The 26249-nt window shown below is 72.7% G+C and carries 24 protein-coding genes; 8 read left to right on the forward strand and 16 right to left on the reverse strand.

What is annotated here, in order from left to right:
* Positions 1-233: 233 nt before the first annotated feature.
* From ACIBCT_RS32890 to ACIBCT_RS32905, 4 genes are all read right to left on the reverse strand, one after another.
* A complete protein-coding gene (locus tag ACIBCT_RS32890) occupies positions 234-977 on the reverse strand; it encodes a hypothetical protein (RefSeq protein ID WP_344900995.1) in 744 nt (247 codons plus the stop codon).
* Between the two features lie 251 nt (positions 978-1228).
* Positions 1229-2062, reverse strand: a complete 834-nt coding sequence (locus ACIBCT_RS32895; protein ID WP_399195315.1) for a sugar phosphate isomerase/epimerase family protein — start codon at positions 2060-2062, stop codon at positions 1229-1231.
* Positions 2063-2126: 64 nt separating this feature from the next.
* Positions 2127-3266, reverse strand: coding sequence for a dihydrodipicolinate synthase family protein (locus ACIBCT_RS32900; protein ID WP_399195318.1), 1140 nt, complete (start codon positions 3264-3266; stop codon positions 2127-2129).
* Positions 3266-4408, reverse strand: coding sequence for a Gfo/Idh/MocA family protein (locus ACIBCT_RS32905; RefSeq protein WP_399195320.1), 1143 nt, complete (start codon positions 4406-4408; stop codon positions 3266-3268). The genes ACIBCT_RS32900 and ACIBCT_RS32905 overlap by 1 nt, the downstream gene beginning before the upstream one ends.
* A gap of 460 nt (positions 4409-4868) precedes the next feature.
* On the opposite strand from ACIBCT_RS32905, the gene ACIBCT_RS32910 reads away from it, so the two are divergent.
* Together ACIBCT_RS32910 and ACIBCT_RS32915 are read left to right on the forward strand one after the other, a co-directional pair.
* A complete protein-coding gene (locus ACIBCT_RS32910) occupies positions 4869-5501 on the forward strand; it encodes an HNH endonuclease family protein (RefSeq protein ID WP_399195322.1) in 633 nt (210 codons plus the stop codon).
* Positions 5502-5980: 479 nt separating this feature from the next.
* The gene (locus ACIBCT_RS32915; protein ID WP_399195324.1) at positions 5981-6454 is read left to right on the forward strand and encodes an ATP-binding protein; all 474 of its coding nucleotides are present in this window, start codon (positions 5981-5983) and stop codon (positions 6452-6454) included.
* 90 nt (positions 6455-6544) lie between these two features.
* Here the strand turns inward: ACIBCT_RS32915 and ACIBCT_RS32920 are convergent, their stop codons facing one another.
* Both ACIBCT_RS32920 and ACIBCT_RS32925 read right to left on the reverse strand, forming a co-directional pair.
* Positions 6545-7771 carry an HRDC domain-containing protein gene (locus ACIBCT_RS32920; RefSeq protein ID WP_399195326.1) on the reverse strand — a complete coding sequence of 409 codons (1227 nt, stop codon included), beginning with the start codon at positions 7769-7771 and terminating at the stop codon, positions 6545-6547.
* Complete coding sequence (locus ACIBCT_RS32925; protein ID WP_344900980.1) at positions 7768-8364, reverse strand: DUF3000 domain-containing protein; 597 nt, start codon at positions 8362-8364, stop codon at positions 7768-7770. Before ACIBCT_RS32925 ends, ACIBCT_RS32920 begins: the two co-directional genes overlap by 4 nt.
* Before the next feature lie 761 nt (positions 8365-9125).
* On the opposite strand from ACIBCT_RS32925, the gene hemE reads away from it, so the two are divergent.
* Positions 9126-10163 (forward strand): uroporphyrinogen decarboxylase, encoded by a 1038-nt coding sequence (hemE, locus tag ACIBCT_RS32930; protein WP_399195328.1) that lies wholly within the window; start codon positions 9126-9128, stop codon positions 10161-10163.
* Between the two features lie 3 nt (positions 10164-10166).
* On the opposite strand, the gene ACIBCT_RS32935 is transcribed toward hemE, so the two are convergent.
* Complete coding sequence (locus tag ACIBCT_RS32935; protein ID WP_399195330.1) at positions 10167-11423, reverse strand: DUF4349 domain-containing protein; 1257 nt, start codon at positions 11421-11423, stop codon at positions 10167-10169.
* Positions 11424-11589: 166 nt separating this feature from the next.
* Here ACIBCT_RS32935 and hemG point away from each other — a divergent pair, with 166 nt between their 5' ends.
* The 3 genes from hemG (at position 11590) to ACIBCT_RS32950 (ending at position 14707) form a co-directional block, all read left to right on the forward strand.
* Entirely contained in the window at positions 11590-13032 is a 1443-nt protein-coding gene (gene hemG / locus ACIBCT_RS32940) for a protoporphyrinogen oxidase (protein WP_399195332.1), read from the forward strand.
* Entirely contained in the window at positions 13029-13736 is a 708-nt protein-coding gene (gene hemQ / locus ACIBCT_RS32945; RefSeq protein ID WP_399195334.1) for a hydrogen peroxide-dependent heme synthase, read from the forward strand. The genes hemG and hemQ overlap by 4 nt, the downstream gene beginning before the upstream one ends.
* Positions 13737-14104: 368 nt before the next feature.
* On the forward strand, positions 14105-14707 hold the full coding sequence (locus tag ACIBCT_RS32950; RefSeq protein WP_399195336.1) for a hypothetical protein: 603 nt from the start codon (positions 14105-14107) through the stop codon (positions 14705-14707).
* A gap of 312 nt (positions 14708-15019) precedes the next feature.
* Here ACIBCT_RS32950 and msrB read toward each other — a convergent pair whose 3' ends face one another.
* Positions 15020-15421 (reverse strand): peptide-methionine (R)-S-oxide reductase MsrB, encoded by a 402-nt coding sequence (gene msrB / locus ACIBCT_RS32955; protein WP_399195338.1) that lies wholly within the window; start codon positions 15419-15421, stop codon positions 15020-15022.
* A gap of 605 nt (positions 15422-16026) precedes the next feature.
* Here msrB and ACIBCT_RS32960 point away from each other — a divergent pair.
* Positions 16027-16479, forward strand: a complete 453-nt coding sequence (locus ACIBCT_RS32960; RefSeq protein ID WP_399195340.1) for a YbaB/EbfC family nucleoid-associated protein — start codon at positions 16027-16029, stop codon at positions 16477-16479.
* Between the two features lie 56 nt (positions 16480-16535).
* Here ACIBCT_RS32960 and ACIBCT_RS32965 read toward each other — a convergent pair whose 3' ends face one another.
* From ACIBCT_RS32965 to ACIBCT_RS32980, 4 genes are all read right to left on the reverse strand, one after another.
* Positions 16536-17360 carry a hypothetical protein gene (locus ACIBCT_RS32965; RefSeq protein WP_399195342.1) on the reverse strand — a complete coding sequence of 275 codons (825 nt, stop codon included), beginning with the start codon at positions 17358-17360 and terminating at the stop codon, positions 16536-16538.
* 19 nt (positions 17361-17379) lie between these two features.
* Entirely contained in the window at positions 17380-17769 is a 390-nt protein-coding gene (locus ACIBCT_RS32970; protein ID WP_399195344.1) for a hypothetical protein, read from the reverse strand.
* A 294-nt stretch (positions 17770-18063) separates the two neighbouring features.
* Positions 18064-18441, reverse strand: a complete 378-nt coding sequence (locus ACIBCT_RS32975; RefSeq protein ID WP_399195346.1) for a hypothetical protein — start codon at positions 18439-18441, stop codon at positions 18064-18066.
* A 173-nt stretch (positions 18442-18614) separates the two neighbouring features.
* Positions 18615-19418 (reverse strand): pyrimidine reductase family protein, encoded by an 804-nt coding sequence (locus ACIBCT_RS32980; RefSeq protein WP_399195348.1) that lies wholly within the window; start codon positions 19416-19418, stop codon positions 18615-18617.
* Between the two features lie 127 nt (positions 19419-19545).
* Between ACIBCT_RS32980 and ACIBCT_RS32985 the strand changes: the two genes are divergently transcribed.
* On the forward strand, positions 19546-19950 hold the full coding sequence (locus ACIBCT_RS32985) for a hypothetical protein (RefSeq protein ID WP_399195350.1): 405 nt from the start codon (positions 19546-19548) through the stop codon (positions 19948-19950).
* Positions 19951-19968: 18 nt separating this feature from the next.
* Here ACIBCT_RS32985 and glgX read toward each other — a convergent pair whose 3' ends face one another.
* The 4 genes from glgX to ACIBCT_RS33005 all read right to left on the reverse strand — a co-directional run bounded on the left by glgX (position 19969) and on the right by ACIBCT_RS33005 (position 26176).
* Positions 19969-22164 (reverse strand): glycogen debranching protein GlgX, encoded by a 2196-nt coding sequence (gene glgX, locus ACIBCT_RS32990; RefSeq protein ID WP_399195352.1) that lies wholly within the window; start codon positions 22162-22164, stop codon positions 19969-19971.
* 202 nt (positions 22165-22366) lie between these two features.
* Positions 22367-22795 carry an OsmC family peroxiredoxin gene (locus tag ACIBCT_RS32995; protein ID WP_399195354.1) on the reverse strand — a complete coding sequence of 143 codons (429 nt, stop codon included), beginning with the start codon at positions 22793-22795 and terminating at the stop codon, positions 22367-22369.
* A gap of 99 nt (positions 22796-22894) precedes the next feature.
* On the reverse strand, positions 22895-24526 hold the full coding sequence (locus tag ACIBCT_RS33000) for an isovaleryl-CoA dehydrogenase (protein ID WP_399195356.1): 1632 nt from the start codon (positions 24524-24526) through the stop codon (positions 22895-22897).
* A gap of 201 nt (positions 24527-24727) precedes the next feature.
* The gene (locus tag ACIBCT_RS33005; protein WP_399195358.1) at positions 24728-26176 is read right to left on the reverse strand and encodes an ankyrin repeat domain-containing protein; all 1449 of its coding nucleotides are present in this window, start codon (positions 26174-26176) and stop codon (positions 24728-24730) included.
* Positions 26177-26249 lie beyond the last annotated feature (73 nt).

Consider the following 26249-nt stretch of genomic DNA (forward strand, 5'->3'; position numbering starts at 1 on the left):
TCCGCCGTCGGTGTCCGCCGTCGGTGTCCGCCGTCGGTGTCCGCCGTCGGTGTCCGCCGTCCGTGTCCGTCGTCGGTGCCCGCGTCCCGTGCGTTCCCTCACCGTCGCCGGGGCGAGCCGGGCCGGTCCCGGACGGGCCCCCGTGTCACGCGAGCGGCCCGGTCCCCTGGCGGGGTGGTCCGGGCCGGTCGTTCCGTCGGGAGGTGGGGAGGCGGGGAAGGCGGGGAAGGCGGTCAGCGCATGCCGGCGATCGGGTTCCCCTGGTCGTTGACCGGCGGGACGGTGATCTGCCCGCGCAGCCAGCGGATCGTCCGGATGACCCCGTCGCCGTAGCCGGGGGAGTGCTGGCGTCCCCGGCCGAGCTGCCGGGACACGTCCTCGGCCGCGGTCTCCTCCATGCCGAGGTTGAGCCCGGTCGGCCCGTGGATCGGACGGGGCGTGTTGCGGACCGGGGACTTGCGGCGCGTGCCGAGCACCCACTCGCACACGGCGACGGTCCCCGAGCACCACTCCTTCTCCCACTCGCCCGCGGCGTTGGGCATTCCCGTGCGGGCCAGCTCGGCGATGCGGCTGATCTCGGCCTCGGTGCGGAGGATGACCCCGCGCCCGCCGACCAGGTGCCCGTGCCCCTCCGAGGAGCGGCGGCCGGGGATCGGCAGGCCGTCCTTGGCGCCGATCAGCCAGTTCAGGGTGCTGATCACTCCGTCGGCCGGGACGACCCGGCCTTCACGCGGCACCCGCTCGGCGGCGTCGATCTCCGCGCGGGCGTCGGCGAGGCTGGGGGGCCCGGAACTGGGGCGCCCGCTGATGGGCGCCTGCTCACGCTTGCCCAGGGCCCACAGGATCGCCTCTCCCTGCCCGGACGGCGCCGAGTCGGGGTTGGCCGCCTCCCACTCCATAATGGCCTCGAGTACGGCCAGGACATGCTCCGGCGGCCGCTGTACGGCGGGGCTGGCTTCGCTCTCTGCGGTCGTCATACCCCTACCGTACGAGTACCGGCGTCGTCACTCCAACGTGAAGCCCCGATCCGGGGCCGATGAACTCGTTTTCCGCCCCCTGGAACGGTCCCGGCCCGGTCATCCCCTGGCGGGACGCCACCGATCCTCTCCGCGACGGACCGCCACCGCGTCCCCGGAAGGACCCGTCGGCGGCCCGTCGGCGATCCGTCGGCGATCCGTCGGCGGCCCGGTGGTGATCCGGTGGCGGCCCGGCGGTGGCGGGGAGGCGTTCAGACCCCGATGAGCGCGCCGAAGGCGGTCCTGACCCTGGCCAGGACCTCGTCGGGGTCGGCGGCCCAGACGTCGGCGTTGAAGATCTCCACCTCGACGTCCCCGGTGTAGCCCGCCGCGGCCACCGCGTCCGTCAGCGGGGCGAAGTCGATCACCCCGTCGCCCATCACCCCCCGGCCGAGCAGCGCGTCGGCCGGGAGCGGGCACAGGAAGTCGCACACCTGGTAGCTCGCGATCCTTCCCGCGGCCCTGGCGATCTGGTCGAGGACCTGCGGGTCCCACCAGACGTGGAAGGTGTCGACGACCACGCCCACCTGCTCGGCGGGGTGCCGTTCGGCCAGGTCGAGGGCCTGGCCGAGGGTGGACAGCACGGCCCGGTCGGCGCAGTACATCGGGTGCAGCGGCTCCAGGGCCAGCCGCACCCCCCGCTCGCCCGCGTACGGCGCCAGCTCGGCCAGCGCCTCGGCGACCCGTTCCCGGGCGGCGGGCAGGTCGCGGGAGAAGGTCCCCAGCGGCTCGCCGGGCACCACGCCGGGCAGGCCGCCGACCACCATGACCAGGCAGGCCGCGCCCAGGGCCGCGGCCTCGTCGATGGCCCTGCGGTTGTCCTCCAGGGCCTCGGGGGAGCCGGTGGTCAGGAAACCGCCCCGGCAGAGCGACGACACCCGCAGGCCCGCGTCCGCGACGAGCTTGACGCTCTCCTCCAGGCCCTGCGCGGCCACGTCCTGCCGCCACAGGCCGACGGCCTCGACGCCGTGCCGCACGCACCCGTCGACCACCTCGGCCACCGACCACCGCTTCGTGGTCCACTGGTTGAGCGAGAAACGGCTCATCGCCACACTCCCGTCCCCGCGGCCGGGCCGGGGGCCCAGGGTGCGGCGGTCGCCGCGAAGGTCCTCACAGCCCGTTCACCGCCAGCAGGGAGCGCATCCGCGCGACCGCCAGCTCCGGGTCGGTCAGCAGCCCGGCCCGGTCGGCCAGGCGGAACACCTCGGCCAGGTGGGACAGCGAGCGCGCGGCCTGGGCGCCGTTGACCATGCAGAAGGCGTCCTGGTGGCCGTTCAGCCAGGCCAGGAAGACGATGCCGGTCTTGTAGTTGTACGTGGGGGCCTCGAAGATCTTCCGCGAGAGCGGGACCGTGGGCGCCAGGATCTCGTCGTAGCGGTCGAGGTCACCGGCGTCGAGCGCCCGCAGGGCCGCGGCGGCGGCCGGGGCGATCGCGTCGAAGATGCCCAGCAGCGCGTGGCTGCCGGACCTGATCAGCGAGGGGTAGTTGAAGTCGTCGCCGGTGTAGAGCCTGACGCCCTCGGGCAGCGCCGCGCGCAGCCCGATCTCGTGCTCGGCGTCCAGCAGCGAGACCTTGACCCCGTCCACCTTCGCGGCGTGCTCGCCGATCAGCGCGAGGAACGACGCGGTGGCCTCGGCCACGTCCTTCGAGCCCCAGTAGCCCGCCAGGTTCGGGTCGAACATCTCGCCCAGCCAGTGCAGGATCACCGGGCGGTCGGTCAGGGAGAGCAGCTCGCCGTAGACCCGGTGGTAGTCCTCCGGGCCCCGGGCGGCCGCGGCCAGCTGCCGGCTCGCCATCACGATGACCCCGGCGCCCGCCTCCTGGACGGTCTCGATCTGCTCGGTGTAGGCGGCGACGATCTCGTCCAGGGTCCGGGCGTGCGGGGCCTGGTCGGTGCCGGCGCCGCAGGCGACCAGCGTGGCCGGGTCGCCGAGATCACTGAACGCCTTCGCCTCGGTGGCGCTGCGCCGGATCAGCTCGCGGGTGGCGGGCCAGTCCAGGCCCATGTTGCGCTGCGCGGTGTCCATGGCGTCGGCGATCCGCAGCCCGTGCGACCACAGGTGGTGGCGGAACCGCAGGGTGGCGTCCCAGTCGACGGCGGCCGGGGAGCCGGGGGTGTTGTCGCCCAGCGGGTCGGCGACCACGTGGGCGGCGGCGTAGACGACGCGGGAGCCGGCCGGGCTCGCCGTCCGCTCCCAGGTCACCGGCTCGCGCAGGACGTGGGTCCCGCCGGGGAGCGCGATCCTCATCAGGGCTCCACCACGAGGCGGCGGCCCTCGGCCGAGGAGCGCAGGCCGAGCTCGGCGAGGCGGACGCCGCGCGCGCCCGAGGCGAAGTCGTAGGGGAAGGGCTCGTCCTCGACGACGTGGCGGACGAACCGCTCCCACTGGATCTTGAAACCGTTGTCGAACTCCGCGTTGTCGGGCACCTCCTGCCAGTCGTCCCTGAAGCGGGCGGTGACCGGCAGGTCGGGGTTCCAGACCGGCTTGGGGGTGGTGGCCCGGTGCTGGATCCGGCAGTCGCGCAGGCCAGCGACGGCGCTGCCGTGCGTGCCGTCCACCTGGAACTCCACCAGCTCGTCGCGGTTCACCCGGACGCTCCAGGAGGAGTTGATCTGCGCGACGATCCCGCCCTCCAGCTCGAAGATCCCGTAGGCGGCGTCGTCGGCGGTGGCGCGGTAGGTCTCGCCGGCCTCGTCCACCCGCTCGGGGATGTGGGTGACGGCCTGGGCGTAGACCGAGATGACCCGGCCGAACAGGTTCTCCAGCACGTACGCCCAGTGCGGGAACATGTCCAGGACGATCCCGCCGCCGTCGGCGCTGCGGTAGTTCCACGAGGGGCGCTGCGCGGCCTGCCAGTCGCCCTCGAACACCCAGTAGCCGAACTCGCCGCGCACCGACAGGATGCGGCCGAAGAAGCCCCCGTCGATCAGGCGCCTGAGCTTGAGCAGGCCGGGCAGGAAGAGCTTGTCCTGCACGACGCCGTTCTTCACGCCCTTGGCCGCGGCGGCCTCGGCCAGCGCCAGCGCGTCCTCGGAGGTCTCCGCGGTGGGCTTCTCGGCGTAGACGTGCTTGCCCGCGTCGATCGCCTTGAGCACGGCCTTGACCCGGGCCTGGGTGACCTGGGCGTCGAAGTAGATCAGGTTGGAGTCGTCGGCGAGGGCCGCGTCGAGGTCGGTGGTCCACTCGGCGATGTCGTGGTCGGCGGACAGCCGTTCGAGCTTCTCCGCGCTCCGGCCCACCAGCACCGGCCTGAGCAGAACCCGCCCGCCGCCCGACAGTGGCACGCCGCCCTGCTCGTTGATCGCCAGAACCGATCGCACCAGATGCTGACGGTAACCCATGCGACCGGTGACGCCGTTCATCACGACGCCGATGCTTTGCGGGGACATCTTCTCCGGACCTCCAATGGAAAGCGCTTTCCGTACCACCGTACGGTAGTCGCGGGGGTCGCGGCAAGCACCCCGGAGGGACAGGGTCGTGTGATATTCCTAACCAACGATCCACGTCATGACGTGGTGTTCCATGTGTCGGGACAGGCGCACCCGTGCTTTTCCCGTACGCCGGTACGGCCGCGGTGGGGATTTCCCCGGACGTTTCCTGTCGTTCACCGGACTTTCTCCGGCACTGCGGGCGGAAAAGGAAAAGGGCGGCGCGCGCGGGTGAGGAGTCCCCGCAGATCACGAACCCGCGCCGGGAAACGTGCGTCAGGATCCGACCAACGGCCCCCTGACTGATCGTCAAACCATGACATTTGCTCATTTGTCATGACTTGAGACGTTCCGTCTGTCCTCCCCTCGCCGTGCCCAGACCCCCCGACTGGCCGAGGCGGAGCGACAGAAGGGGCAACTCGTGAAGCGAGTCGTCACCGCGGTCTCCGCCGCCCTCACCACCGCCGTCCTCTGCCTCTCCCTGACCCCGGGGACGGCGGGCGCGACCCCTCCCAACATTCCCTCGGCGCCCACCGCCGCCAGCCGTCTTGCCACGCTCACCGTGGCGCCGGAGACCAACCAGTCCTCCTACGACCGGACCCTGTTCCCCCACTGGATCACCGTCAGCGGCGCCTGCAACACCCGCGAGACCGTGCTCAAGCGGGACGGCACCGGGGTGGTCGTGAACTCCAGCTGCGCGGCCACCTCGGGCAGGTGGTACTCCCCGTTCGACGGCGCCACCTGGACCGCCGCGAGCGACATCGACATCGACCACATGGTGCCGCTCTCCGAGGCCTGGCGCTCCGGCGCCCACTCCTGGACCACCGCGCAGCGGCAGGCCTTCGCCAACGACCTCGGCGGGCCGGAGCTGTGGGCGGTCACCGACAACGTCAACCAGGCCAAGGGGGACCAGGACCCCTCGACGTGGCAGCCGCCGCTGGGCACCTTCCGCTGCACCTACGCCAGGGCGTGGATCCAGGTGAAGTTCCACTGGAAGCTGACCCTGCAGAGCTCGGAGAAGACCGCCCTGCAGAACATGCTCGCGACCTGCTGACCCCGCACCGGCCGGCCCGTCCCCGTCGCGGGGGCGGGCCGGCGTCGTGCCGTCTCCTGGCGGCGGCCGGGAACGCCTCGTGCCCGATCCGGTGACGCGGGAGAGACGGGACCGTGATTCACGACGCGTTCCCGGCGGCGGATGACGCCCGCCGAATTCCCCTGAAACACCTGAATCACCAGAAAGCCTCGCATCGTGCCGATCCCGGTCGCGAATTCGCGGGCAATCCTCCACGCCACCCGCACCGAATCCCGTACCGGCGAAAGACCCGCACCGGGTCCGTGCCGAGTCCGTGCCGGATCCCCGCCGGGCCCGTGCCGGCCGACGGCCGCGGCCCTGCGGCGTCACCGTGCGGACGCGCGAAAGCGCCTCCGCTGAGTGTCGGAGCGAACGCGTAGGGTAGTCGTCCCTGTGGGGATTCCCGTCGGGGACGGCCACGAAGACGGCGATTCATGAAATCCAGGTGGGGGGCGTCGAGCATGGAACCGAGAAAGCTCGCAGAGATATTTCTGGACAACAATCATGAATCGGTACGGCAGGCACGCCGGGAGGCGCGCGAGGCCCTCGGCGCGGACCACGCCCTCCTGGCGGACGTCGTCCAGGTGGTCTCCGAGCTGCTGGCCAACGCCGTGGAGCACTCCGACCGCGGGCCGGTGGACGACCTGATCGGGCTGACGCTCACCGACAGCGCCGACTCCGTCCGGGTGGAGGTCTCCGACGCCGGTTCCACCTCCCGGGTGCCGCACATCCCGCGCGACCGGCCCGGAGCCGGTCGCGGTCGCGGCCTGCTCATCGTGGACCGGCTCTCGGGCGGCCGGTGGGGGACGTGCGAGCACGGCCGGGGCCTGGGCCGGACCGTGTGGTGCGCCATTCCCTACGCGCGCCCGGCGCCCTCCGGCACCGGGGGCGCCGGGACGGGGCTGCGCCTGCCGCAGGCACTGTCGGCGAGCTGAGCGGCCGGGCCCCATACCCTCACGCCTGCCCCCGATCTCCGGACGGAGCGGATGACCCGCCCGCTTCGGCGGGACCGCGGCCCCGTCCCCTCACGCCTGCCCCTTGATCTCCAGACGGAGCAGGGCCTTGGCGATCGGATGGGCGGTCAGCGCGATCTGCCACTCGCGGGCGCCCAGCTCGCGCAGCCGGGCGGCGACGGTCTCGTCGTCGACGACCTCGGGCGGCTCCCACGTCAGACGGCGTACCGCGTCGGGCTGGATCAGGTTCTCCGCGGGCATGTGGTGCTCGTCGGCGAGGGCGGCGACCACGGTCCTGGCGGCGGCCAGCCTGCGGGCTGCGACCGGGTCGCGGTCCATCCACCGGTTGGCCGGGGGCGGCCCGTCCCCCTGCACGCTGGGCTGGGGCAGTTCCGCGTCCGGCAGCGAGCGGGCGGTGCCGATGGCGGCCAGCCAGTCGCGCAGGTGCCGCCGGGCGCTGCGGCCGGTGAACGGGGGGATGTCGGTGAGCGCCTTGGTGGTGCGGGGCAGTTCCAGGGCGGCGGTGACGATCGCCGAGTCCGACAGGACCCTGCCGGGGGCGACGTCGGACTCGCGGGCCAGCCGGTCGCGCAGCGTCCACAGCTCCCGCACCACCGCCAGGCCGCGCAGCGAGCGGACCTTGTGGATGCCCGAGGTGCGTCGCCACGGGTCGGAGCGGGGGGCCGGGGTCCGGTGCGCCAGCACGGCGGCGAACTCCTCGCGCGCCCAGGCCAGCTTGCCGGTGGACTCCAGCTCCGCGTGCAGCACGTCGCGCAGCTCGATCAGGACCTCGACGTCGAGCGCGGCGTAGCGCAGCCAGTCCTCCGGCAGCGGGCGGGTGGACCAGTCGGCCGCGGAGTGGCCCTTCTCCAGCCGCAGGCCCAGGACGTTCTCCACCATCAGGCCGAGCCCGACCCGCTCGTAGCCGAGCAGCCGGCCGGCCAGCTCGGTGTCGAACAGCTCGCGCGGGTGGAAACCCACCTCGGCCAGGCACGGCAGGTCCTGGGAGGCGGCGTGCAGCACCACCTCGGCACCGGCCAGCGCCGCGTCCAGCTCCGACAGGTCGGGGCAGCGGATGGGGTCGATCAGCGCGCTGCCCGCGCCCGCCCGGCGCAGCTGGACCAGGTACGCCCGGCCGCTGTAGCGGTAACCGGAGGCGCGCTCGGCGTCCACGGCGACGGGACCGGTGCCCTCGGCGAAGGCGCGCACCACGCGGGCGAGGGCCGCCTGGTCCTCGATGACGGGCGGGATCCCCTCGCGGGGCTCCAGCAGCGGAACTACGGTCGTCTCGTCGGTCACGTTCTGAAGGGCTCCGGATCCTCGCGACGACGCGGCGGCAGCGCCGCCACGCCGGGTGGCAGGGGTGGTATGCCCGCGGCGAGGCACATCAGATCGCACCAGGCGGCGACGTGTCCGGACAGGTCCTCCTGCAGCGGTGACCAGGACGCGCGCAGCTCCAGCTCGGTGGTCACCGGATCCTCGGCCTTGTTGCCGAAGCCCTCGGAGACCGCCTTGGTGACGGTGCCTCCCGCGGCGGCGTAGCCCGCGTCGTGGGCGTCGAGCGACTCGGTGAGCCAGCTCCACGCGACGGGGCCGAGCAGCGGGTCTTCGGTGATCTCGGGTTCCATGTCGGCCCGGACGTAGGCGACGAGCCGGAACTGGCCGTCCCAGCCGTTCCGGCCCTCCGGGTCGAAGAGCATGATGAGGCGCCCGATCGCGAGCTCGTCGTCGTCGCGATAGACCGAGGCGCCGATGGCGGCCGAGTACGGGGCCAGGCGCTGCGGTGCCGGGATGTCCTCCAGCTCGATCTCGGGTCTGACCTCCGCGGGGTGCATGCTCGCCACCGCGCGCCTGAAGGCGGCGGGAGCGGGCGGCGCGTCACCGACGGTCATATCGGAAGCGTAGGTCGAAACTGATCGCATGGGGACCACTGGGGTGCGTATAGGAGCCATAGGAACCGATCAAGCCGCTGTCTGCGGCCTGTGCGGGGCGGGTGCGACCCCGCCGAGGAGAACTCCCGGAAAGGACGTACGGCCGCGCGTGGCGCGGCCCCGCCCACCGCCGTGTCCGCCGGCACGTCCACCTTCGTGCCCGTCCCCCGGTCGTCCGGGACGCCTACCCGGGGCGCCGCAGGGACGGGGCCGTTGACGGGACCGTTGTTCGAGGACCCGCCCGCGAGCCCAGGAGGCGCAGGAGGCGCAGGAGGCACGGTGCTCACCGCGACGTTCGGGTGAACTCCACATGGTGGACATCGCACGGGCCTTTCGTCGGGTCGTGGTCCGACGTTGGCACGTCGCGCCGACATTTCCGCGCAGCGTGCTCGGCGTGTCCCCAAAGTGGTGCAGGAATCGATGCCGCGCGGTGACTTGGCGAACATTTGGACCAGCCGGGGGCCGGGCCAGGATCACCGATGAGAGGAACTGTACCCGCAAACATGATCTCTCCGCGCCGCCCGCTCCGGCCGGGGCGCGCGGACATCGGATCCAAGAGGACGAACGCCCCAAAACCGGTAATACGCGATTATTATCATCATTTAAAAATATGTAGGCATTCTCAGGGACGAACATGGTGGACAAAGGCGATCCCCCGCCGATCGCACCGGGTTCCCGACCGCGCCGAACCGACCGGTCCACCGCCGTGGGACCCTGGGGGGGTGACTTCCGAGCCCGCCGACTCCGCCTTCATCCGCGCCTGCCGACGCCGGCCCGTTCCCCACACGCCGGTGTGGTTCATGCGCCAGGCCGGTCGCTCACTGCCCGAGTACCGGGCGCTCCGCGAGGGGGTGCCGATGCTCACCGCCTGCGCGACCCCCGACCTGGTCACCGAGATCACGCTGCAGCCGGTGCGCCGGTACGGGGTGGACGCGGCCATCCTCTTCAGCGACATCGTCGTCCCGCTCAAGGCGATCGGGGTGGACCTGGACATCAAGCCCGGCGTCGGACCGGTGGTCGCCGCGCCGATCAGGGACGCCGAGGCGGCCCGCGCGCTGCGCCCGATCGAGCCGGACGACGTCTCCTACGTCACCGAGGCCGTCCAGGCGCTGACCAAGGAGCTGGGCGCCGTCCCGCTCATCGGCTTCGCGGGCGCCCCGTTCACGCTGGCGTCCTACCTGATCGAGGGCGGCCCCTCCAAGAACCACGACCACACCAAGGCCATGATGTACGGCGAGCCGGGGCTCTGGCACGCGCTCATGGACCGGCTGACCGAGATCACCCTGGGCTTCCTGCGCGTGCAGCTCGCCGCGGGCGTCTCCGCCGTCCAGCTCTTCGACTCCTGGGTCGGCGCGGTCTCGCCCGACGACTACCGCGAGTTCGTCCTGCCCTACACCGGCCGGATCTTCGACGGCCTGGCCGGGCTGGACGCCCCGCGCATCCACTTCGGGGTCGGCACCGGCGAGCTGCTGGGCCTGCTCGGCGAGGCCGGGGCCGACGTGGTCGGCGTCGACTGGCGGGTCCCGCTGGACGAGGCCGCCCGGCGCGTGGGGCCGGGCAAGGCGCTCCAGGGCAACCTGGACCCGGCCATCCTGCTCGCCCCTTGGGAGGTCGTCGAGCGGCGGGCGGGCGAGATCCTCGCCCGCGCCGCCGGCCTGGAGGGCCACGTGTTCAACCTGGGCCACGGGGTGCTTCCCGGCACCGACCCCGACCAGCTGGCCCGCCTCACCGAGTTCGTGCAGACGGCCTCGGCCCGCTGACCCCTACCGCCCGGCCCGTCCCCCCGCGCCGGGCCCGTCCCTGCCGGGTCCGTCCGCACGGGGCTCGTCCGCACGGGGCTCGTCCGCACGGGGCTCGTCCGCACGGGGCTCGTCCGTGCCGGGGGCGTTCCCGCGGTCCTCGTCGTGACCGTCGTTCCCGCCCTCCCCGTACGTCCGGCGGTCCGGGTCCGTCTCCGGGTCCGTCTCCGGGTCCGGGTCCGTCTCCGGGTCCGAGTCCGTGTCCGGGGCCGGCTCACTGCCCGTACGGTCCCCGTCCGCGCCGAGGGCGGGGCCGCCGGGTGCCGAGGGCCGCCCGGCCGGAGCGGGCCGGCGGCCGTCGCGCCCCCTGCGGCGGAGCACGAACGCCACGACCGCCCAGACCAGACCGATCGCGACCAGCCAGGGGAGCAGCACGCCCAGCAGGGTCAGGCCGACCTTGACGGCGGTGACGAAGGCGCTCCAGCCCTGACGCAGACCCTCCAGGAAGCCGGAGGGCTCTTCCTCCTCCTGCTTCACCACCGCGGCCGGGCCCACCAGGTTCAGGGTCAGCGTCGCCACGCTCGTCTGCGAGGCCAGGGACTTCTGCCTGGCCTGCAGGGACTCCAGCTCGCTCTCGCGGTCGGAGAGCTCCCGCTCCACCTGGAGCACCTCGCCGATCGTGTTGGCCCGCTTCAGCAGGGTGCGCAGCGAGTCCAGGGCGGCCCTGGCCGACTTCAGGCGGCTCTCCACGTCGGCCACCTCCTCGGTGACGTCCTCGGTGTTCTGCGTCAGCGACTCGCGGGTGCCCAGCTCCTTGCCGAGGCGGTCGAGCGTGCCGGGGTAGTTCCCCGGCGGGATCTTGAAGACCAGCGTCGCGCTGCCCTCGCCCTCGGAGCGGGAGTCCGACCTCTCCATCGCCAGGTAGCCGCCCGCGGTGGTGACGACCCGGCGGGCCGCGTCCGCCGCGGCGGTCACGTCCTTGGCCCGCACCGTCATCTCGGCCGTGTAGACGATGGCCCTGTCCTGCGGGACCACCTCCACCCGACCGGGCTTCGCCGCCTCGTCCCGGGTTTCGACCTTGGCGGCCGTCTCGCCCGGTTCCCGCTGGCGAGCCGCCCTCGACTCCGATCCGCCGGCGGAGTCGGAGCCGGAGCCGGCCGCGGGGGCGGCGGGGGCCACGGCGTCGGAGGACGTCATCGCGCCTCCCCCGCAGGCGGTCGCCAGCAGTGCCAGACCTGCCAGGGCGACGGCCAGCCGGGGGCCGTACCGGAATCTGTTCATGACCCTGATGACGGAGTGCGCGGCGGCGGGGTTCGGAGCGGGACGGTCACGATGGCGTCACGTTCCGCGCCCTGCTCGGCACCGCAGCGGGCCCGCACGCGAGGAGGGCGCGCGGGCGCGGGGCGGGAGAAAGACCCGGCGGGACCGAGCGGTACGGTCAGGAGTCATGGAAGGCAACCGGAGACACGTGGTGGTCGTCGGCGGGGGGATCTCCGGCCTGGCCGCCGCGTGGTATCTGCGACAGGGCGACGAGCACCTCGAGATCACCGTGCTGGACGGCGCCCCGCGCGTCGGCGGCAAGCTGCACGCCGCCGAGGTGGCCGGAGTCACGGTGGACACCGGGGCCGAGGCGATGCTCGCCAGGCGGCCCGAGGGCAAGGAGCTGGCCCGGGCGGTCGGGCTGGGCGAGGAGCTGCGCCTTCCCGGTACCACCCGCGCGAGCATCCTGAGCCGAGGGACGCTGCGTCCCATGTCGAAGGGGCACGTCATGGGCGTGCCGTCCGACCTCCTGGCGCTGGCCCGGTCGAGGGTCCTGTCCCCGGGCGGCCTGGCCAGGGCGGGGCTGGAGCCGGCCCTGCCGGCCACGCGCATCGCCACCGACGTCTCGGTGGCCGCGTACATCCGGGCCCGGATGGGCGAGGAGGTGGTCGACCGGCTGGTCGAGCCGCTGCTCGGCGGCGTCTACGCGGGCAGGGCCGAACGGCTCTCGTTGGACGCCACCATGCCGAGGATCGCCGCCGCGGCCCGCTCCGAGCGGTCGCTGCTCGCCGCCGCCCGGCACATCGCCGCGGACGCGCCCAAGGACGCCGGGCCGGTCTTCACCACGCTGCGCCGGGGTATGGGCAGCCTCCCCGAGGCCGTCGCCACGGCCTCGGGCGCGACGATCAGGACCGGCGTCACCGTGCGCGAGCTGCGGCGGACGCCGTCGGGCTGGCTGCTGGTGACCGGCCCGGTCCCCAGGCCCGAGACGCTGGAGGCGGACGCGGTGATCGTCGCCGTCCCGGCCCCGGCGGCGAGCAGGCTGCTCGCGCAGGAGGCGCCCTCGGCCGCCGCCGAGCTGGCCCGGATCGAGTACGCGAGCATGGCCATCGTCACGCTGGCCTACCCGCTCGAGGCGTTCCCCCGGCCGCCGGACGGCAGCGGCTACCTGGTCCCGGCCGTGGACGGGCGGACGGTCAAGGCCGTCACGTTCAGCTCGGTCAAGTGGCCGCACCTGGCCGAGACCGACCCGGGCCTGGTCCTGCTGCGCTGCTCGATCGGCCGGATCGGCGAGGAGGAGACGCTCCAGCGCGACGACGCCGGGCTCGTCGCGGCGGCGACGGCCGAGATGGCCGACGTGATGGGCGTGCGCGGGCTGCCCCGGGACTCCCGGGTGACCCGCTGGGGCGGCTCCCTGCCGCAGTACGAGGTGGGCCACCTCGACCGGGTGGCCCGCGTCAGGTCGGCCGCCGCGGCCCTGCCCGGGCTCGCCCTGTGCGGCGCCGCCTACGACGGCCTCGGCATCCCCGCCTGCGTGTCGACCGCCCGCACCGCGGCGGCCCGGATCCTGGACCACCTGGATCCCACGGGAGAATGGCAGAGCAGGACCGATTCGCTGACGAAGGGGTGAGGACGACGGACGTGAACCCGCGGCCCAAGGCACGCGAGCTGAACGATGTGATCCGCTACACGATGTGGTCGGTGTTCAGGCTGAGCGAGCGCTGTCCCGGGCACCGTGAGGGCATCGCCGCCGAGGTCGACGACCTGATGGCCCAGATGGCGCAGAAGGACGTGGTCACCCGCGGCCTGTACGACGTGGCGGGCTTCCGCGCGGACGCCGACTTCATGTTCTGGTGGCACGCCCCGACGGCCGAGGACCTGCAGGAGACCTACTCCCGCTTCCGCCGCACCGGCCTGGGGCGGCTGTCGGAGCCGGTCTGGTCGGCCATGGCGCTGCACCGCCCGGCCGAGTTCAACAAGTCGCACATCCCGGCCTTCCTGGCCGAGGAGGAGCCCCGCGGGTACGTGAGCGTCTACCCGTTCGTGCGTTCCCTGGAGTGGTACCTCCTGGACGACGCCGACCGCCGCCGGATGCTCGCCGAGCACGGCAGGATGGCGCGTGACTACCCCGACGTGCGCGCCAACACCGTCGCCTGCTTCTCGCTGAACGACTACGAGTGGATGCTGGCCTTCGAGGCCGACGAGCTGCACCGGATCGTCGACCTGATGCGCACCCTGCGCGGTGCCGAGGCCCGGCGGCACACCCGCGAGGAGACGCCCTTCTACACGGGCGTGCGCAAGCCGGCCGCCGAGCTGATCGCCGCGCTGCCCTAGCCCGGATCCCCGTCCCCGTCCCCACGCCCCGCCTCCGCGGGGCGTGGTGTCGTCGCGGCCGTACGGGCCGCCCTTCCTCTGGCGCGAGGGCAGGTCCCGCGGGCGTGAGGGCGGGTCCCTCGGCGCGACGGCAGGGACGGAAGGGACGGAACGCGTCCCCCGGGGGGACCGGACGAAAATAATCTCGTGAGAGTCTCTTTACCGCCCCTTTGATTTGCCATACTCGGTGAAAATCACCTGTCGATGTGAGGCCAAGGGTGAAAAGGGGCGAAGCTCTGGCACGATCCAGGCGGCGTGCTCGAGGGCGCCGGAGAAAGCAGACACGTTCACGCGTCCTCGACGTCTCGGCGGGCATCGCCGCGCTGGCGGTGGGCGCCCTCGCGATCGGCGGGGTCTGGTTCCCCGACGAGGAGGCCCCCGGGAGCGGGGTGGCCCGGGCGGCGGCCCCGGGCGGTCCGGCCCCTGCCGCGGCCCGGCCCGCGGCACCCGCGGGCGGCACCGTGGTGGCGGCCGAGGTCGACCGTGAGAACGCCGGGAACACCGGGAACACCGGGAACGCCGACAAGGCCGACAAGGCCGAGAAGAAGGAGAGCGCCGCGGAGCGGGCCGAGGCGGAGAGGAAGCGGCAGAAGGCCAGGGAGATGAAGGCCTCGGGGCCGTCCAAGCACACCGACAAGGGCGCGGTGGCCTACTTCAAGGGTCACAAGGCGAGCAAGCGGGTCAAGGACGTCCGAATGGTCGGCGGATATCTCCGGATATACACCGACCTGCCGGAGACGGCGGACAACTCCAAGCAGGCCGTCACGCTCTGCGAGGCCGGGGTCGACTACCTCGTCGGAGAGCTCGGCACGCCCAGCCCGGTGGTCTTCGTCCAGGCCGAGTTCGGGGAGAACGGGAATCCGGTCCTGGCCAACATGCTCGGCCCGGACGATCCCGACTGCCGCCTGACGTACCCCAAGCAGGGGAAGTAGCCCGCACCGCGCCGCGTGGTGGTCACCCTGACCCTGGTCCTGCCGCAGATCGTGCAGCGCTGGGTGATCACCTGGCCGATGGTCTCGATGACCTCCCACCTGTGGCGGAGATGCACGGGGGCTCCTTAGGAGACACGCTGCGGAGGCCTTCGAATACTACGCGTGGTGCCGCCCGTCCCCTCCGGGACGGGCCCGGCCCGTCCGGAGGCCGGGGGGTCCGCGCCGGGGCCTTGAAGGGCCCCGGGACGTGGGAACCCCGGATCCGCCGGGCCGCCCGCCGCCGGTGGGTCCCGGCGGGCGAGCGGCGGTGGGTCACTCGGCGGGTTCCAGCCTCAGGGAGACCGAGTTGATGCAGTAGCGATCGTCGGTGGGCGTGCCGTAGCCCTCGCCGTGGAAGACATGGCCGAGGTGCGAGTCGCAGGTGGCGCAGCGGACCTCGACGCGGGTCATGCCCATCGAGCGGTCCTCGATCAGCGTCACCGCCTCCGACTCCGACGGCTCGTAGAAGCTCGGCCAGCCGCAGTGGCTGTCGAACTTGGTGTCGGACCGGAACAGCTCGCTGCCGCAGGCCCGGCAGCTGTAGACGCCCACGGTCCTGGTGTCGACGTACTCCCCGGTGTAGGGGCGCTCGGTCCCGGCCTGGCGGAGCACGCGGAACTCCTCGGGAGAGAGCTGGACGCGCCACTCGGCGTCGCTCTTTACCACCTTGTCCATGCCGCCAGCCTATGCGGTGAGCGGTATGCCCGGCAGCGCCGCGAAGCGGCCGGCGGGGCCCCGGACTCGGACGCGGAAAAATCTTGGTGGGCGAAGCATCCTTTGGTGCCCGTTTCGGCGTCTTCACCTGTGGGGGGGTGTCTCACCTTCCTGAAAGAGGGGTCAGACCATCTGCCCGGCCGGCCGCGCTCTGCGGCCCGACCGGATGCCGCCGTCCTGGTGGCGCGCCAGCGCCTGGGCCCGGCGAGCAACAGGTGGCCGTACGGTCCGTCCCGTCGAGTGCCCGGTCCCGCCGCCGCGGCGGCTCCGGGGCGGACCTACCCGTCATCCCGTACGCCCCGTCATCCCGTACGCGCGCGAGCCCGTCCGGCGCCCGCCCTCCACCCCTCCACCCCTCCGCGCTCCCGTCGCCGGTGCGCCCGCGTCTTCACGCCCGCCGGACCGTCTCTCCCGTGCCCGGCCCGCCCGTCCCCATGGCCGGGATCTTTTCGGCCGGGCCGATTAGCGGTGTCGGGGATGTCCTGACCCCGTGAGCGCCCCACCGGTCGGAGAGGTGTTAGATCTTTCAAGGAACTCTGATCGCGAGTCGTTTCCGGGAGGAACGCATGACCACGCCTGACGGCCGCTCCTGGCGGACGGGTAACCCCGAGGTGGACCGGCTGACCGAGGGGTTCGACGCCCTCTCGCTGCAGTACGAGGGGATGCTCAAGGAGCTGGGCGACCTGCGTGCCCGGGGTGAGGCGGCCGACGGGCTGGTCTCCGTGGAGGTCGCCCCCGGCGGGGCCCTGCTGGGCGTGGACATCAACCCCAGGGCCATGCGGCTGGGCTCGGAGGCGCTCTCCGAGGCCATCATGGAGGCCGTGACCGAGGCGTCGAAGGCGGCGACCGCGCGCCTGGACGCGGTGCTCGCCCCCCTGCTGGGCGGCATGGAGGGGTTCGGCGAGTCGCTGCAGGGACGGCTGCCGGGCCTGGACGGGGGAGCCGGGCTCTCGGCCGACCCCGAGCTCGCCGAGGCCCTGCGGAGCCTTCAGGAGCTGCGGGCCCGGTACGAGAGCTGATCCGGGCCGTCCTGCGGGGGCACCGGCACCTCGGTGCCGGTGCCCCGCAGGGACGGTCAGCCGTAGGACCAGCCCTCGGACGACCTGGACACGCTCCTGCGCGTGATGTCGTCGAAGTCCGTCCTGCCGTCCGTGCCGTCGCTGTCGAGGTTGGCCTGCGCCATCGGGAACTGGTTGTCCATGCTCATCAGCGAGGTCAGGTTGCCCATGCTGAAGAGCAGGGACGCGGTGATGCCGACGATCGTGTTGACCGCCGTGCCCATCAGGATGAGCCCGGACGAGGCCTGGGTGGCCTTGGCCGCGGCCTCGAGCGCCTTGCCCTGTGCCGCGATCACGGGAGCGGCCGGTCCCGCCGCGGCCGCCGCGGCCTGCATCTGCTTGCCGATCAGCTGGGCGATCTCCGAGGCGATGATGATGCCGAGGAGGCTGTTGACGACCACGCCGGCGGTATTGACGATCTTGTGGATGTCGGACTGTGCGCTCTGCACCGCGTTGGCCATCTGCAGGGCGGCCGTCTCCAGCTGCTGGACCTCCTGGTGGACCACTCCCATGAACCGGTCGAAGGCCGCCCGGTCGTCTCCCTCCGGCCAGGCGGCCTGGACCGCCTTGAGCTTGGTGTCCCACTCCCTGTTCCGCAGGTGGGAGAGCTTCAGGTTGATGGTGCGCCAGTCGTTGAAGACCTTGCTGATCGCCTCGTCGTCCCACGGCCGGGCGAGCAGCCAGACGGCGGCCGCGCCCGCCGCGGGTTTGGCCAGCTTCCCGGCCAGCTCGATCTTCGCCAGGCTGGCGGCCCACGAGGGACCGTACTTCCCCAGAGCCTTCATCCCGCCCAGGACGGCGGTCTCGATGCCGGCGCCGGTGAGAACCTCTTCGCCCGCCATGGGGCATCCCCTCCTCGGGTCAGTCGGTGGGACCCAGGTCCTTGTTCCTGGTCGCCCCGTCCAGGGCGGACCTGTCGGCCGAGACCGAGTACTTCAGGTCGATCATCTTCCCGGTGTCGTTCGCCGCGGTCGCGGTCTCCAGCTCGGCCTGCCGGTAGTGCAGCACCACGCTGAGCAGCCCCGCGTTGATCCCGTTGACGCACTTGACGAAGTCCTCGGCCTGCTTGGCCTGGTACTCGCGGGCCGGGGCGTACTCGCGCGCCACCGTGGCCGCGCCGACGGCGCCCCACTGGACGGGGCTGAGATGCGTCCCCTGGGCCAGCGTGCTGACCTGTTGGGCTATCGGGGCGAAGGTGTCGATCAGGTCGCGTGTCGCGGCCTTGAGCGCTTCGGTGTTGACCTCGACCACCGTGTACCGACCTCCCGTACGTCACGCGTGCCACGCCCCCGTGGCGCGATCTCGGATTTCCCGTACATGAACGAGGAGTAAACCAGGAGCGACGCGGCTCCAACCAGTCCTGTGCCGCCTTTGTTGGAAAGATCGGTAAAATTCCCGACAGGAAAAGAGGGAAATAAGGGCAGATGCCCGGCACTCGGGACGGCGCGCGACGCCCCGCCCGCAGCGCACGCCGTACCCGAGGATCCACGTCCCCACGCGGCGCCACGTGCCGCCTGCCTGACGAGGGAGCGGGAGGGGCGGCGGTCAGCCCCGGCGGCGCCCGAGGACGAACGACACGTTCACGCCGATGATCCCGACCCACAGGAGCGTCAGGACGAACGCGAGGAGCGACTGGCTCATCTCGGAGTAGCCGATCCCGATCGTCGCCGACACGCCTCCCACGAGGGAGACGATGGCCAGCGCCAGCCGCTGCCCCGCGTCCACCGAGGGGGAGACCGCCGGGGCCTGCCCGGGGGCACGCGCGGCGAGCCGTTCGTCCACCCGCCTGTCGATCTCCTGATCCATCTTCTCCAGGAAACCCTCCACCAGGGAGTCCTCGTAGTCGGGGCCGAGCTCCCGGCGGGCCGCGAGCGAGGCGCGCAGCTCGTCGCCGGAGGATGAGGATGAGGATGATCGTGCCATGATCGAGATATATCGCTTCTTGTGGGGGATGTCCAGTGGCGATGCCCTGACACCCGGAGCCCTGGACACCTAGAGCCTCGGACATCCGGAGCCTCGGGCGCTCGGAGCCCTGGAGACCCGGATCCTCGGGCACCCGGAACTCCGGACGCCGGGGCACCCGGAAGCCCGCCTCGCTACCCGGCCTCGCCGCCGCCGTCCGCCGACGGCTCCGTGTCCCCGTCCGCCGGAGGCCCCGTGTCCCCGTCCCCCGGCGCCTCCGTGCCGTCCCGGACGTAACGGATGAACAGGAACCCCTCGTCCTGCAGGACGTGCGCCAGGCGCAGCCGGGCGAGCGAGGACGGGCCGTCGAGGACCCGGGCGGAGTCGCCGCCGATCAGCATCGGGCTCACCGTCAGGCAGAGCTCGTCGACCAGGTCCGCGGCGACCAGCTGCGCGTTGATCCGGGGGCCGCCCTCGCAGAGCATCCGGCCCAGCCCGCGGCCGACCAGCTCGCGCACCGCCAGCGCGGGATCCACCCGGTCGCCCCCGGCCACGATCACCTCGGCGTGCCGGGCCGCCTCCCGCCGCCGCTCCGCGGGCGCGGCCTCGCAGGTGAGGACGATCGTCCGGGCGCCGGGCGCCGCCTCGGTGAACAGCGGGCCCGACAGGTCCAGGTCGAGGCCGCGGGTGATCACCGCGACCGGCGGGGCGGCCGGGCGGCCCTCGCGCAGTTCCCCCCAGGACGGCTTCGGCCTGGCCGGGCCGTACCCCTCGGCCCGTACGGTCGCCGCCCCGGCCACGATGACGTCGGCCAGGCCGCGCAGCACGTGGAAGACCCGGCGGTCGCCGCTGCCGGACAGCTCGCCCGAGCGTCCCTCGAACCAGGTCCCGCCGTCGGCGCTGGCGACCATGTTGAGCCGCAGACACGGGCCGGCCGGGTAGGCGTAGGCGCGGGCGAGGTCGGTCCCGGCCGACGTCCCGGGATGGATGAGGCGCATGCCCCTACCTTCGCACGGGGGCGGACGGCGGGTTCCTCCGGTGCGGGCGATACCGGATGTGATGGCCGGTGGTGACTTCGGGCCCCGGACGATACATGATTCCTCCACCGAGACGCGGGAGGAATGCGTGGGGCTGGTCGCGATCGTGACGTGGTTGATCGCCGCGATGGTCGGAATCTACCTGCTGTACGTGTGGCTCTCCGGGGGAGGGCTCCGACAACAGGCGACCAAGGTCACCCGTTTTCCCACCTTGCTGATCTTCACGCATCCGGTCCTGGCGGTCTCCGCGCTGATCTGCTGGGTGGTCTACGTGCTCACCCTGGAACGGATCTTCGCCTGGCTCTCGTTCGGCGTGCTCACGGCCTCCGCGCTGCTGGGGTTCACCATGTTCACCCGCTGGCTGGGCGGCGGACGGCACGCCCGCGGAGCCGAGCAGCGGTTCCCGGTCATCGCCGTCGTGCTGCACGGCGTGGCCGGGCTGGCCACCTTCGTGCTCGTCCTGCTCACCGCCGCGATCGCGTCCGGGGCCTGAACGGGGCCCGCAGGGAGGCTACGCCCGCGGGCAGCGCAGGATCTGCACCGAGCGGGAGGTCACCTTGACCGAGCCCTCGGCCGGCCAGGACTCCTCGGCGGCCGGGAGGACCTGCGGGGACCCGCCGACGTGAACGATGTGATCGTCACCGGTGGCGTGGTCGCCGGTGCCGCCGGTGACGCCGGTGCCGCCGGTGTCGTCGGCGGTGTCCAGCACGCGCAGCCACCGCCCGCCGTACCTCCGCTGGGGGAGGGCGAAGACCATGTCCTCGTGGTGGGCGTTGATCAGCAGCAGGAACGAGTCGTCCACGATCCGCTCGCCGCGCGTCCCCGGCTCGGTGATGGCGTCGCCGTTCAGGTAGACGGTCAGCGACTTGGCGTACCCGGTGTGCCAGTCGCCGGCCGACATCTCCTCCCCGGCCGGGGTGAACCAGACGATGTCGCGGGTGCCGTCGGCGGCCTTGTGCCCGTGGAAGAAGCGGCGCCGCTGGAACACCGGGTGCTCGCGCCGCAGCGCGGACAGGCGCCTGACGAAGCCGAGGAGGCCGCTCTCCCTCTCGGCCAGCGACCAGTCGACCCAGGAGATCTCGTTGTCCTGGCAGTAGGCGTTGTTGTTGCCGTGCTGGGTCCGGCCGAACTCGTCACCGGCCAGCAGCATCGGCACGCCCTGGGACAGGAACAGGGTGACCAGGAGGTTGCGGCGCTGGCGGCGGCGCAGGCTCATGATCTGCTCGTCCTGCGTCGGCCCCTCGGCCCCGCAGTTCCACGACCGGTTGTCGTCGGTGCCGTCCCGGTTGTCCTCGCCGTTGTCCTCGTTGTGCTTGTGGTCGTAGGAGACCAGGTCGGTCAGGGTGAACCCGTCGTGGCAGGTGACGAAGTTGATGGAGGCCACGGGACGGCGGCCGGAGATGGCGTAGAGGTCGGCGGACCCGGTGAGCCGGGAGGCGAACTCGGGCAGGGCCGACCCGCTCCCGCGCCAGAAGTCGCGCACGCTGTCGCGGTACTTGCCGTTCCACTCCATCCACAGCGGCGGGAAGTTGCCGACCTGGTAGCCGCCCGGCCCCACGTCCCAGGGCTCGGCGATCAGCTTGACCTGGGAGATCACCGGGTCCTGCTGGATCAGGTCGAAGAAGGCGCTCAGCCGGTCGACGTCGTGCAGCTCCCGGGCCAGGGCGGAGGCCAGGTCGAACCTGAAGCCGTCCACGTGCATCTCCAGCACCCAGTAGCGCAGCGAGTCCATGATCAGCTGCAGGGCGTGCGGCGAGCGGACGTTGAGGGAGTTGCCGCACCCGGTGTAGTCGAGGTAGTAGCGCCGGTCCCCGTCGTGCAGCCGGTAGTAGGCGTTGTTGTCGATGCCGCGGAAGCCCAGGGTGGGTCCCATGTGGTCGCCCTCGGCGGTGTGGTTGTAGACCACGTCCAGGATGACCTCGATGCCGGCCTCGTGCAGCGCCCGCACCATCGCCTTGAACTCCTGCACCTGCTCGCCGCGCCGGCCGGAGCTGGAGTAGCCGGCGTGCGGGGCCAGGTAGGCGATCGTGTTGTAGCCCCAGTAATTGGTCAGCCCCCGGGCGACCATCGCGTGCTCGGGCACCGAGTGGTGCACCGGCATCAGCTCCACCGCGGTGACGCCCAGGCTCAGCAGGTGCTCGATGACCGCCGGGTGGCCCAGCCCCGCGTACGTGCCGCGCCGGTTCTCCGGGACCGCGGGGTGGCGCATGGTCAGCCCGCGCACGTGCGCCTCGTAGATCACGGTCTGGTGGTACGGGGTGCGGGGCGAGCGGTCGTTGCCCCACTCGAAGAACGGGTTGATCACCACGTTCTTCGGCATGAAGGGGGCGGTGTCCTCGTCGTTGCGGCTGCCCGGATCGGTGAACCGGTAGGAGAACATCGCCTCGTTCCACACCACGTCGCCCTCGACGGCCTTGGCGTAGGGATCGAGCAGCAGCTTGGAGGGGTTGCACCGGTGCCCCTGGGAGGGGTTGTACGGGCCGTGGACGCGGTAGCCGTACCGCTGGCCGGGCAGGACGCCGGGGAGGTAGCCGTGCCAGACGAACGCGTCCACCTCGGTCAGCTCGACCCGCTCCTCGCGGCCGTCGTCCGAGAAGAGGCAGAGCTCGACCCGCTCGGCCACCTCGGAGAACAGGGAGAAGTTGACCCCCACGCCGTCCCAGGTGCTGCCGAGCGGATACGACTGTCCCGGCCAGACTTCGCGCATATGACCCTATTCTCCTCTGATACGCCACCCGTGGTGAAGGTGTTCTCGCCCCTGTCACTTTAAGGTGGGAATAAGGAGTTTTGTCCGGGTATTTAGGTGTGTTCTTCGTGACCCCGTCCGGCCGCCCGTATCCCGCCGGACACGGACGGCCGTACGAGCGCCGTGATCGGCCCGGCGCGGGCCGGGCCCCGGACGGGCCGTCTCAGCCCAGCAGCTCGGCGTTCAGGGTGATCGTCGTGCCGGTCAGGGCCTTGCTGACCGGGCAGTTCGTCTTGGCGGTCTCGGCCGCCTCCTGGAACTGCTCGGCGGTCAGGCCCTCGACCTGGGCGCGGACCGAGATGACGATCCCGGTGATGCCCTCGCCCGGCTGGAAGGTCACCTCCGCCTTGGTCTCCACGGTCTGGGGCGGCGTACCGGCCTGGGCCAGCCCGTGGGAGAGGGCCATCGAGAAGCACGAGGAGTGCGCCGCGGCGATGAGCTCCTCCGGGGAGGTCTTGCCGTTGGCCTGCTCCGCGCGCGAGGCCCAGGTCACGTCGAACGTGCCCACCCCGGACGTGTCGAGGGAGACGTTGCCCGACCCGTCGAGCAGCGCGCCCTTCCACTGAGTCGTCGCGGTACGTGTCGTCGCCATGGCGATTGTCCTTTCGATCATGAGGCGTTGGCCATGACCGACCCTACCGCCGGACCCGCCGGGAGCCGTCGGCCGGTCACGGCACGGGCCCCGCGCCGCTCACGCCCCGGCCACGGGGGTGGCGCGCTCGACGAGCGTCCCCAGGTCCAGTCCGGTCGGGAGCGTGCCGAAGGCGTGCCCTCCCTCGCCGGACAGCCGGGAGACGCAGAACGCGTCCGCCACGGCCGCCGGGGCCAGCCGCACGAGCAGCGAGCCCTGCAGTACCAGCGCCATGTCCTCGGCGACGCGCCGGGCGCGGATCTCCAGGTCGGTGGGGTCGTCCAGCGCCTTGCGCAGGCGGTCGGCGGCGGCGTCCAGGTGCCGGTCGGCCCCGGCCGCGAGCGAGACCTCGCCGAAGAACGCCTCCCGCGCCTCGGGCTCACGGCCCAGGGCGCGCAGCACGTCCAGCGCCGCGACGTTGCCCGACCCCTCCCAGATGCCGTTGAGCGGGGAGTCGCGGAACAGGCGGGGCATCTGCGACTCCTCGACGTAGCCGTTGCCGCCCAGGCACTCCAGCGCCTCGGCCGCGTGCACGGGGGCGCGCTTGCAGATCCAGTACTTGCTCACGGCCAGCGCGGTACGGCGCAGCGCCGCCTCGGCCCGGTCGCCCTCGATCGCCCGGTCGGTGGCCCCGGCCAGCCTCGTCATCAGCACGGTCGCCGCCTCCGACTCCAGCGCCAGGTCGGCCAGGACGTTGCGCATCAGCGGCTGGTCGGCCAGGCTCCTGCCGAACGCCCGGCGGTGGCGGGCGTGGTGGACCGCCTGCGTCACGCCGTACCGCATGCCGGCCGCGGAGCCGATCACGCAGTCCAGCCGGGTCATGTTGACCATCTCCAGGATGGTCCGCACGCCCCGGCCCTCCTCGCCGACCAGCCAGGCCCTCGCCCCGTGGTACTCCACCTCGGCGCTCGCGTTGGACCGGTTGCCCAGCTTGTCCTTCAGCCGCATCAGGTGCACGGCGTTGCGGGTGCCGTCCGGCAGCACCCGGGGGAGCAGGAAGCACGACAGCCCGCCGGGCGCCTGGGCCAGGACCAGGAACACGTCGCACATCGGGGCGGAGTTGAACCACTTGTGGCCGGTCAGCACGTAGCCGCCGTCCCCGGCGGGCTCGGCGCGGGTGGTGCCGGCCCGCACGTCCGAGCCGCCCTGCTTCTCGGTCATCGCCATCCCGGCCAGCACGCCGCGCTTGCCGAGCGGCGGGCGCAGCCCGAAGTCGTAGCTGCGCGAGGCCAGCAGCGGCTCCCACTCGGCGGCCAGGGCCGGGCTGTGGCGCAGGGCGGCGATCGAGGCGTAGGTCATCGAGATCGGGCAGCCGTGCCCGGCCTCGACCTGGCCCCAGACGTAGAACTTGGCGGCGCGGGCCACGTGCGCGCCCGGCCGGGGACTCGCCCACGGGGTGGCGTGCATGCCGGCCTCGACGGCCACGGTCATCAGCTCGTGCCAGGCCGGGTGGAACTCCACCTCGTCGATCCGCCGGCCGTAGCGGTCATGGGTGCGCAGCACGGGCGGATGCTCGTTGGCCAGCCGTCCCCACTCCTGGGCCTGCTCGGAACCGGCCTGCAGGCCGAGCCGGCGCAGCTCCCCGGAGGCCCAGCCCGCGCCCTCCCGGGTCATCCCGTCCATGAGCGCGGCGTCGGCGGACACGTCGTGCCCGATGAGCGGGTGGGCCTGGTTGAAGACGTCATGGGTCACGTTCGACCTCCGCTGAACTCGTCCGGCGCGTCACCGGCTCCTTCCTATCTCAACATCCTTTCGCAGGGACAACGTACGCGCTTGGGGCGATCTGTCCTGTTCTGCGATCTCCGCGACAGGGCGGCCGTCCCCGGGCCCCGGCCCCGCCGGCCCCGCCACCCGCGCCCGGCGCGCGGGCCGGACGGGGGCGGCGCGACACGGTCAGAGGCTCTTCACCAGGTCACGGGCGTAGTCGTCGTCCTCGTCGCTCTCGGCGAGCACGCGCTCGACGCCCCGGCGGGCACGCTCGTCACCCCGGGCGGCCAGGCCGCGGGTGGCCTCGGCGACAGTGTTCAGATCCTCGTCCTCCAGCCGGGCGGCCAGCGCCTCGCGGATCTCCTCGCCGTCCTCGGCCAGCCCCGCCAGGCCCATGGTCGCCCAGTCGCGGACCTCGGGGTCGGGATCGCGCGTCATCGACACCAGCAGCGCCAGCCCCTCGGCGTGACCCGGCGGCAGCACCGCGGCCAGCGCGGCCGGATCGGCCTGGGTACGGGTCCAGCCGTCCGCGGTGATGATCTCCAGAACCTCGGGCAGGGCACGCGGGTCGGCGTGGTGGCCCAGGGCGCCGAGCACCGAGCGCAGCACCCGCTCGTCGCCCTCGGTGGCCGCCATCCGCCGCAGCACGGGCAGGGCCTCCTCCAGGTAGGGCTTCTCGTCCTCGGTGAAGCCGAACTCGGCGAGCACGTCGACGGCGAACTCCCGCTTGCGGGGGTCCTCGCTCGCGCACAGCCGCGCCGCCGCGTCGAAGGTCTCCCGGTCGCCGCGCCGGCTCAGCGAGCTCGCCACCGCCCACCAGGTCTCGGCCTCCTCGTCGACGTCCCGGTACGGCATCGCCCGCTCCACCAGGTCGTCGAAGGGGAGCCGCTCGCCGGTGGCGTCCTCCAGCAGGGTCGCGACGGCCGCGTGCCCGCGCTGGCAGGTCAGCTCGGCCACCCGGGTCCCGTCCGGCCCCACCGCCGCGACCGTGACCAGGTCGGTGCCGTCCTTGGCGCGGCTGCGCCCCACCACGAACTGCGAGTCCTCAGGGGCCTGCTCGGTGAGCTGCTCCAGCAGCGCGCTCTCCAGCTGGGTGCCGAGCCAGTCGTAGGCGATGGAGAGCGGGGTGTCGCCGTCGCCGTCGGGCCGGTCGGCCTCGGCGCCGTGCTCCAGCAGCACCCGCACCACGCCCAGCGCGCCGCGCCGGGTGGCCAGGGTGAGCGCGGTCTCGCCGCTGTCGTTGGCCTCCTCCGGGCTCGCCCCGGCCGCGAGCAGTACCCGCGCCGCGTCGGCCCTGCCGTTGGCGGCCGCCCACAGCAGCGCGGTCCAGCCCCCCGCCTCCCGCCCGGCCACGTCGGCGCCGGCGGCCAGCAGGACCGTGACGACCTCGTCGTGGTCCCAGGCGGAGGCCACGCAGAGCGGCAGGCCCTCGTCCTCGCCGCCGCTGATCCGGTTGGGGTCGGCCCCGTGGACCAGCAGCGCGCGCACGACGGCGACGTGGCCCCGGTTCGACGCCAGGTACAGCGCGGTGGGCTCTTCGGCGCCGTCGGGGTCGGCGCCCGTCCCGCTCTGCAGCAGCAGCTCGGCCCGCTCGGCGTCGTCGGCCGCCACCGCGTCCAGGAGTTCTCGGTACATGCCTCCGGATCATAGGGCGTGCCCCCGCGTCCCGGCCGTACGTCGGCGGCGGTGGCGCCCCGGTGGGCGGCGC

Source organism: Streptosporangium sp. NPDC050855, assembly GCF_044456585.1.
Classification (GTDB): Bacteria; Actinomycetota; Actinomycetes; order Streptosporangiales; family Streptosporangiaceae; genus Streptosporangium; species Streptosporangium longisporum.

Bases quoted from the DNA above. Each gene is read 5' to 3' on its own strand.
- ACIBCT_RS32975 (WP_399195346.1), bottom strand. From the start codon at position 18,441: ATGGCACGATCATCCTCATCCTCATCCTCCGGCGACGAGCTGCGCGCC.
- msrB (WP_399195338.1), bottom strand. From the start codon at position 15,421: ATGGACAAGGTGGTAAAGAGCGACGCCGAGTGGCGCGTCCAGCTCTCT.
- ACIBCT_RS32935 (WP_399195330.1), bottom strand. From the start codon at position 11,423: ATGAACAGATTCCGGTACGGCCCCCGGCTGGCCGTCGCCCTGGCAGGT.
- ACIBCT_RS32925 (WP_344900980.1), bottom strand. From the start codon at position 8,364: ATGACCGTCGGTGACGCGCCGCCCGCTCCCGCCGCCTTCAGGCGCGCG.
- ACIBCT_RS32915 (WP_399195324.1), top strand. From the start codon at position 5,981: ATGGAACCGAGAAAGCTCGCAGAGATATTTCTGGACAACAATCATGAA.
- ACIBCT_RS32895 (WP_399195315.1), bottom strand. From the start codon at position 2,062: ATGAGCCGTTTCTCGCTCAACCAGTGGACCACGAAGCGGTGGTCGGTG.
- ACIBCT_RS32890 (WP_344900995.1), bottom strand. From the start codon at position 977: ATGACGACCGCAGAGAGCGAAGCCAGCCCCGCCGTACAGCGGCCGCCG.
- ACIBCT_RS32905 (WP_399195320.1), bottom strand. From the start codon at position 4,408: ATGTCCCCGCAAAGCATCGGCGTCGTGATGAACGGCGTCACCGGTCGC.
- ACIBCT_RS32900 (WP_399195318.1), bottom strand. From the start codon at position 3,266: ATGAGGATCGCGCTCCCCGGCGGGACCCACGTCCTGCGCGAGCCGGTG.
- ACIBCT_RS32960 (WP_399195340.1), top strand. From the start codon at position 16,027: ATGACCACGCCTGACGGCCGCTCCTGGCGGACGGGTAACCCCGAGGTG.
- ACIBCT_RS32980 (WP_399195348.1), bottom strand. From the start codon at position 19,418: ATGCGCCTCATCCATCCCGGGACGTCGGCCGGGACCGACCTCGCCCGC.
- hemG (WP_399195332.1), top strand. From the start codon at position 11,590: ATGGAAGGCAACCGGAGACACGTGGTGGTCGTCGGCGGGGGGATCTCC.
- ACIBCT_RS33005 (WP_399195358.1), bottom strand. From the start codon at position 26,176: ATGTACCGAGAACTCCTGGACGCGGTGGCGGCCGACGACGCCGAGCGG.
- ACIBCT_RS32965 (WP_399195342.1), bottom strand. From the start codon at position 17,360: ATGGCGGGCGAAGAGGTTCTCACCGGCGCCGGCATCGAGACCGCCGTC.
- ACIBCT_RS32995 (WP_399195354.1), bottom strand. From the start codon at position 22,795: ATGGCGACGACACGTACCGCGACGACTCAGTGGAAGGGCGCGCTGCTC.
- glgX (WP_399195352.1), bottom strand. From the start codon at position 22,164: ATGCGCGAAGTCTGGCCGGGACAGTCGTATCCGCTCGGCAGCACCTGG.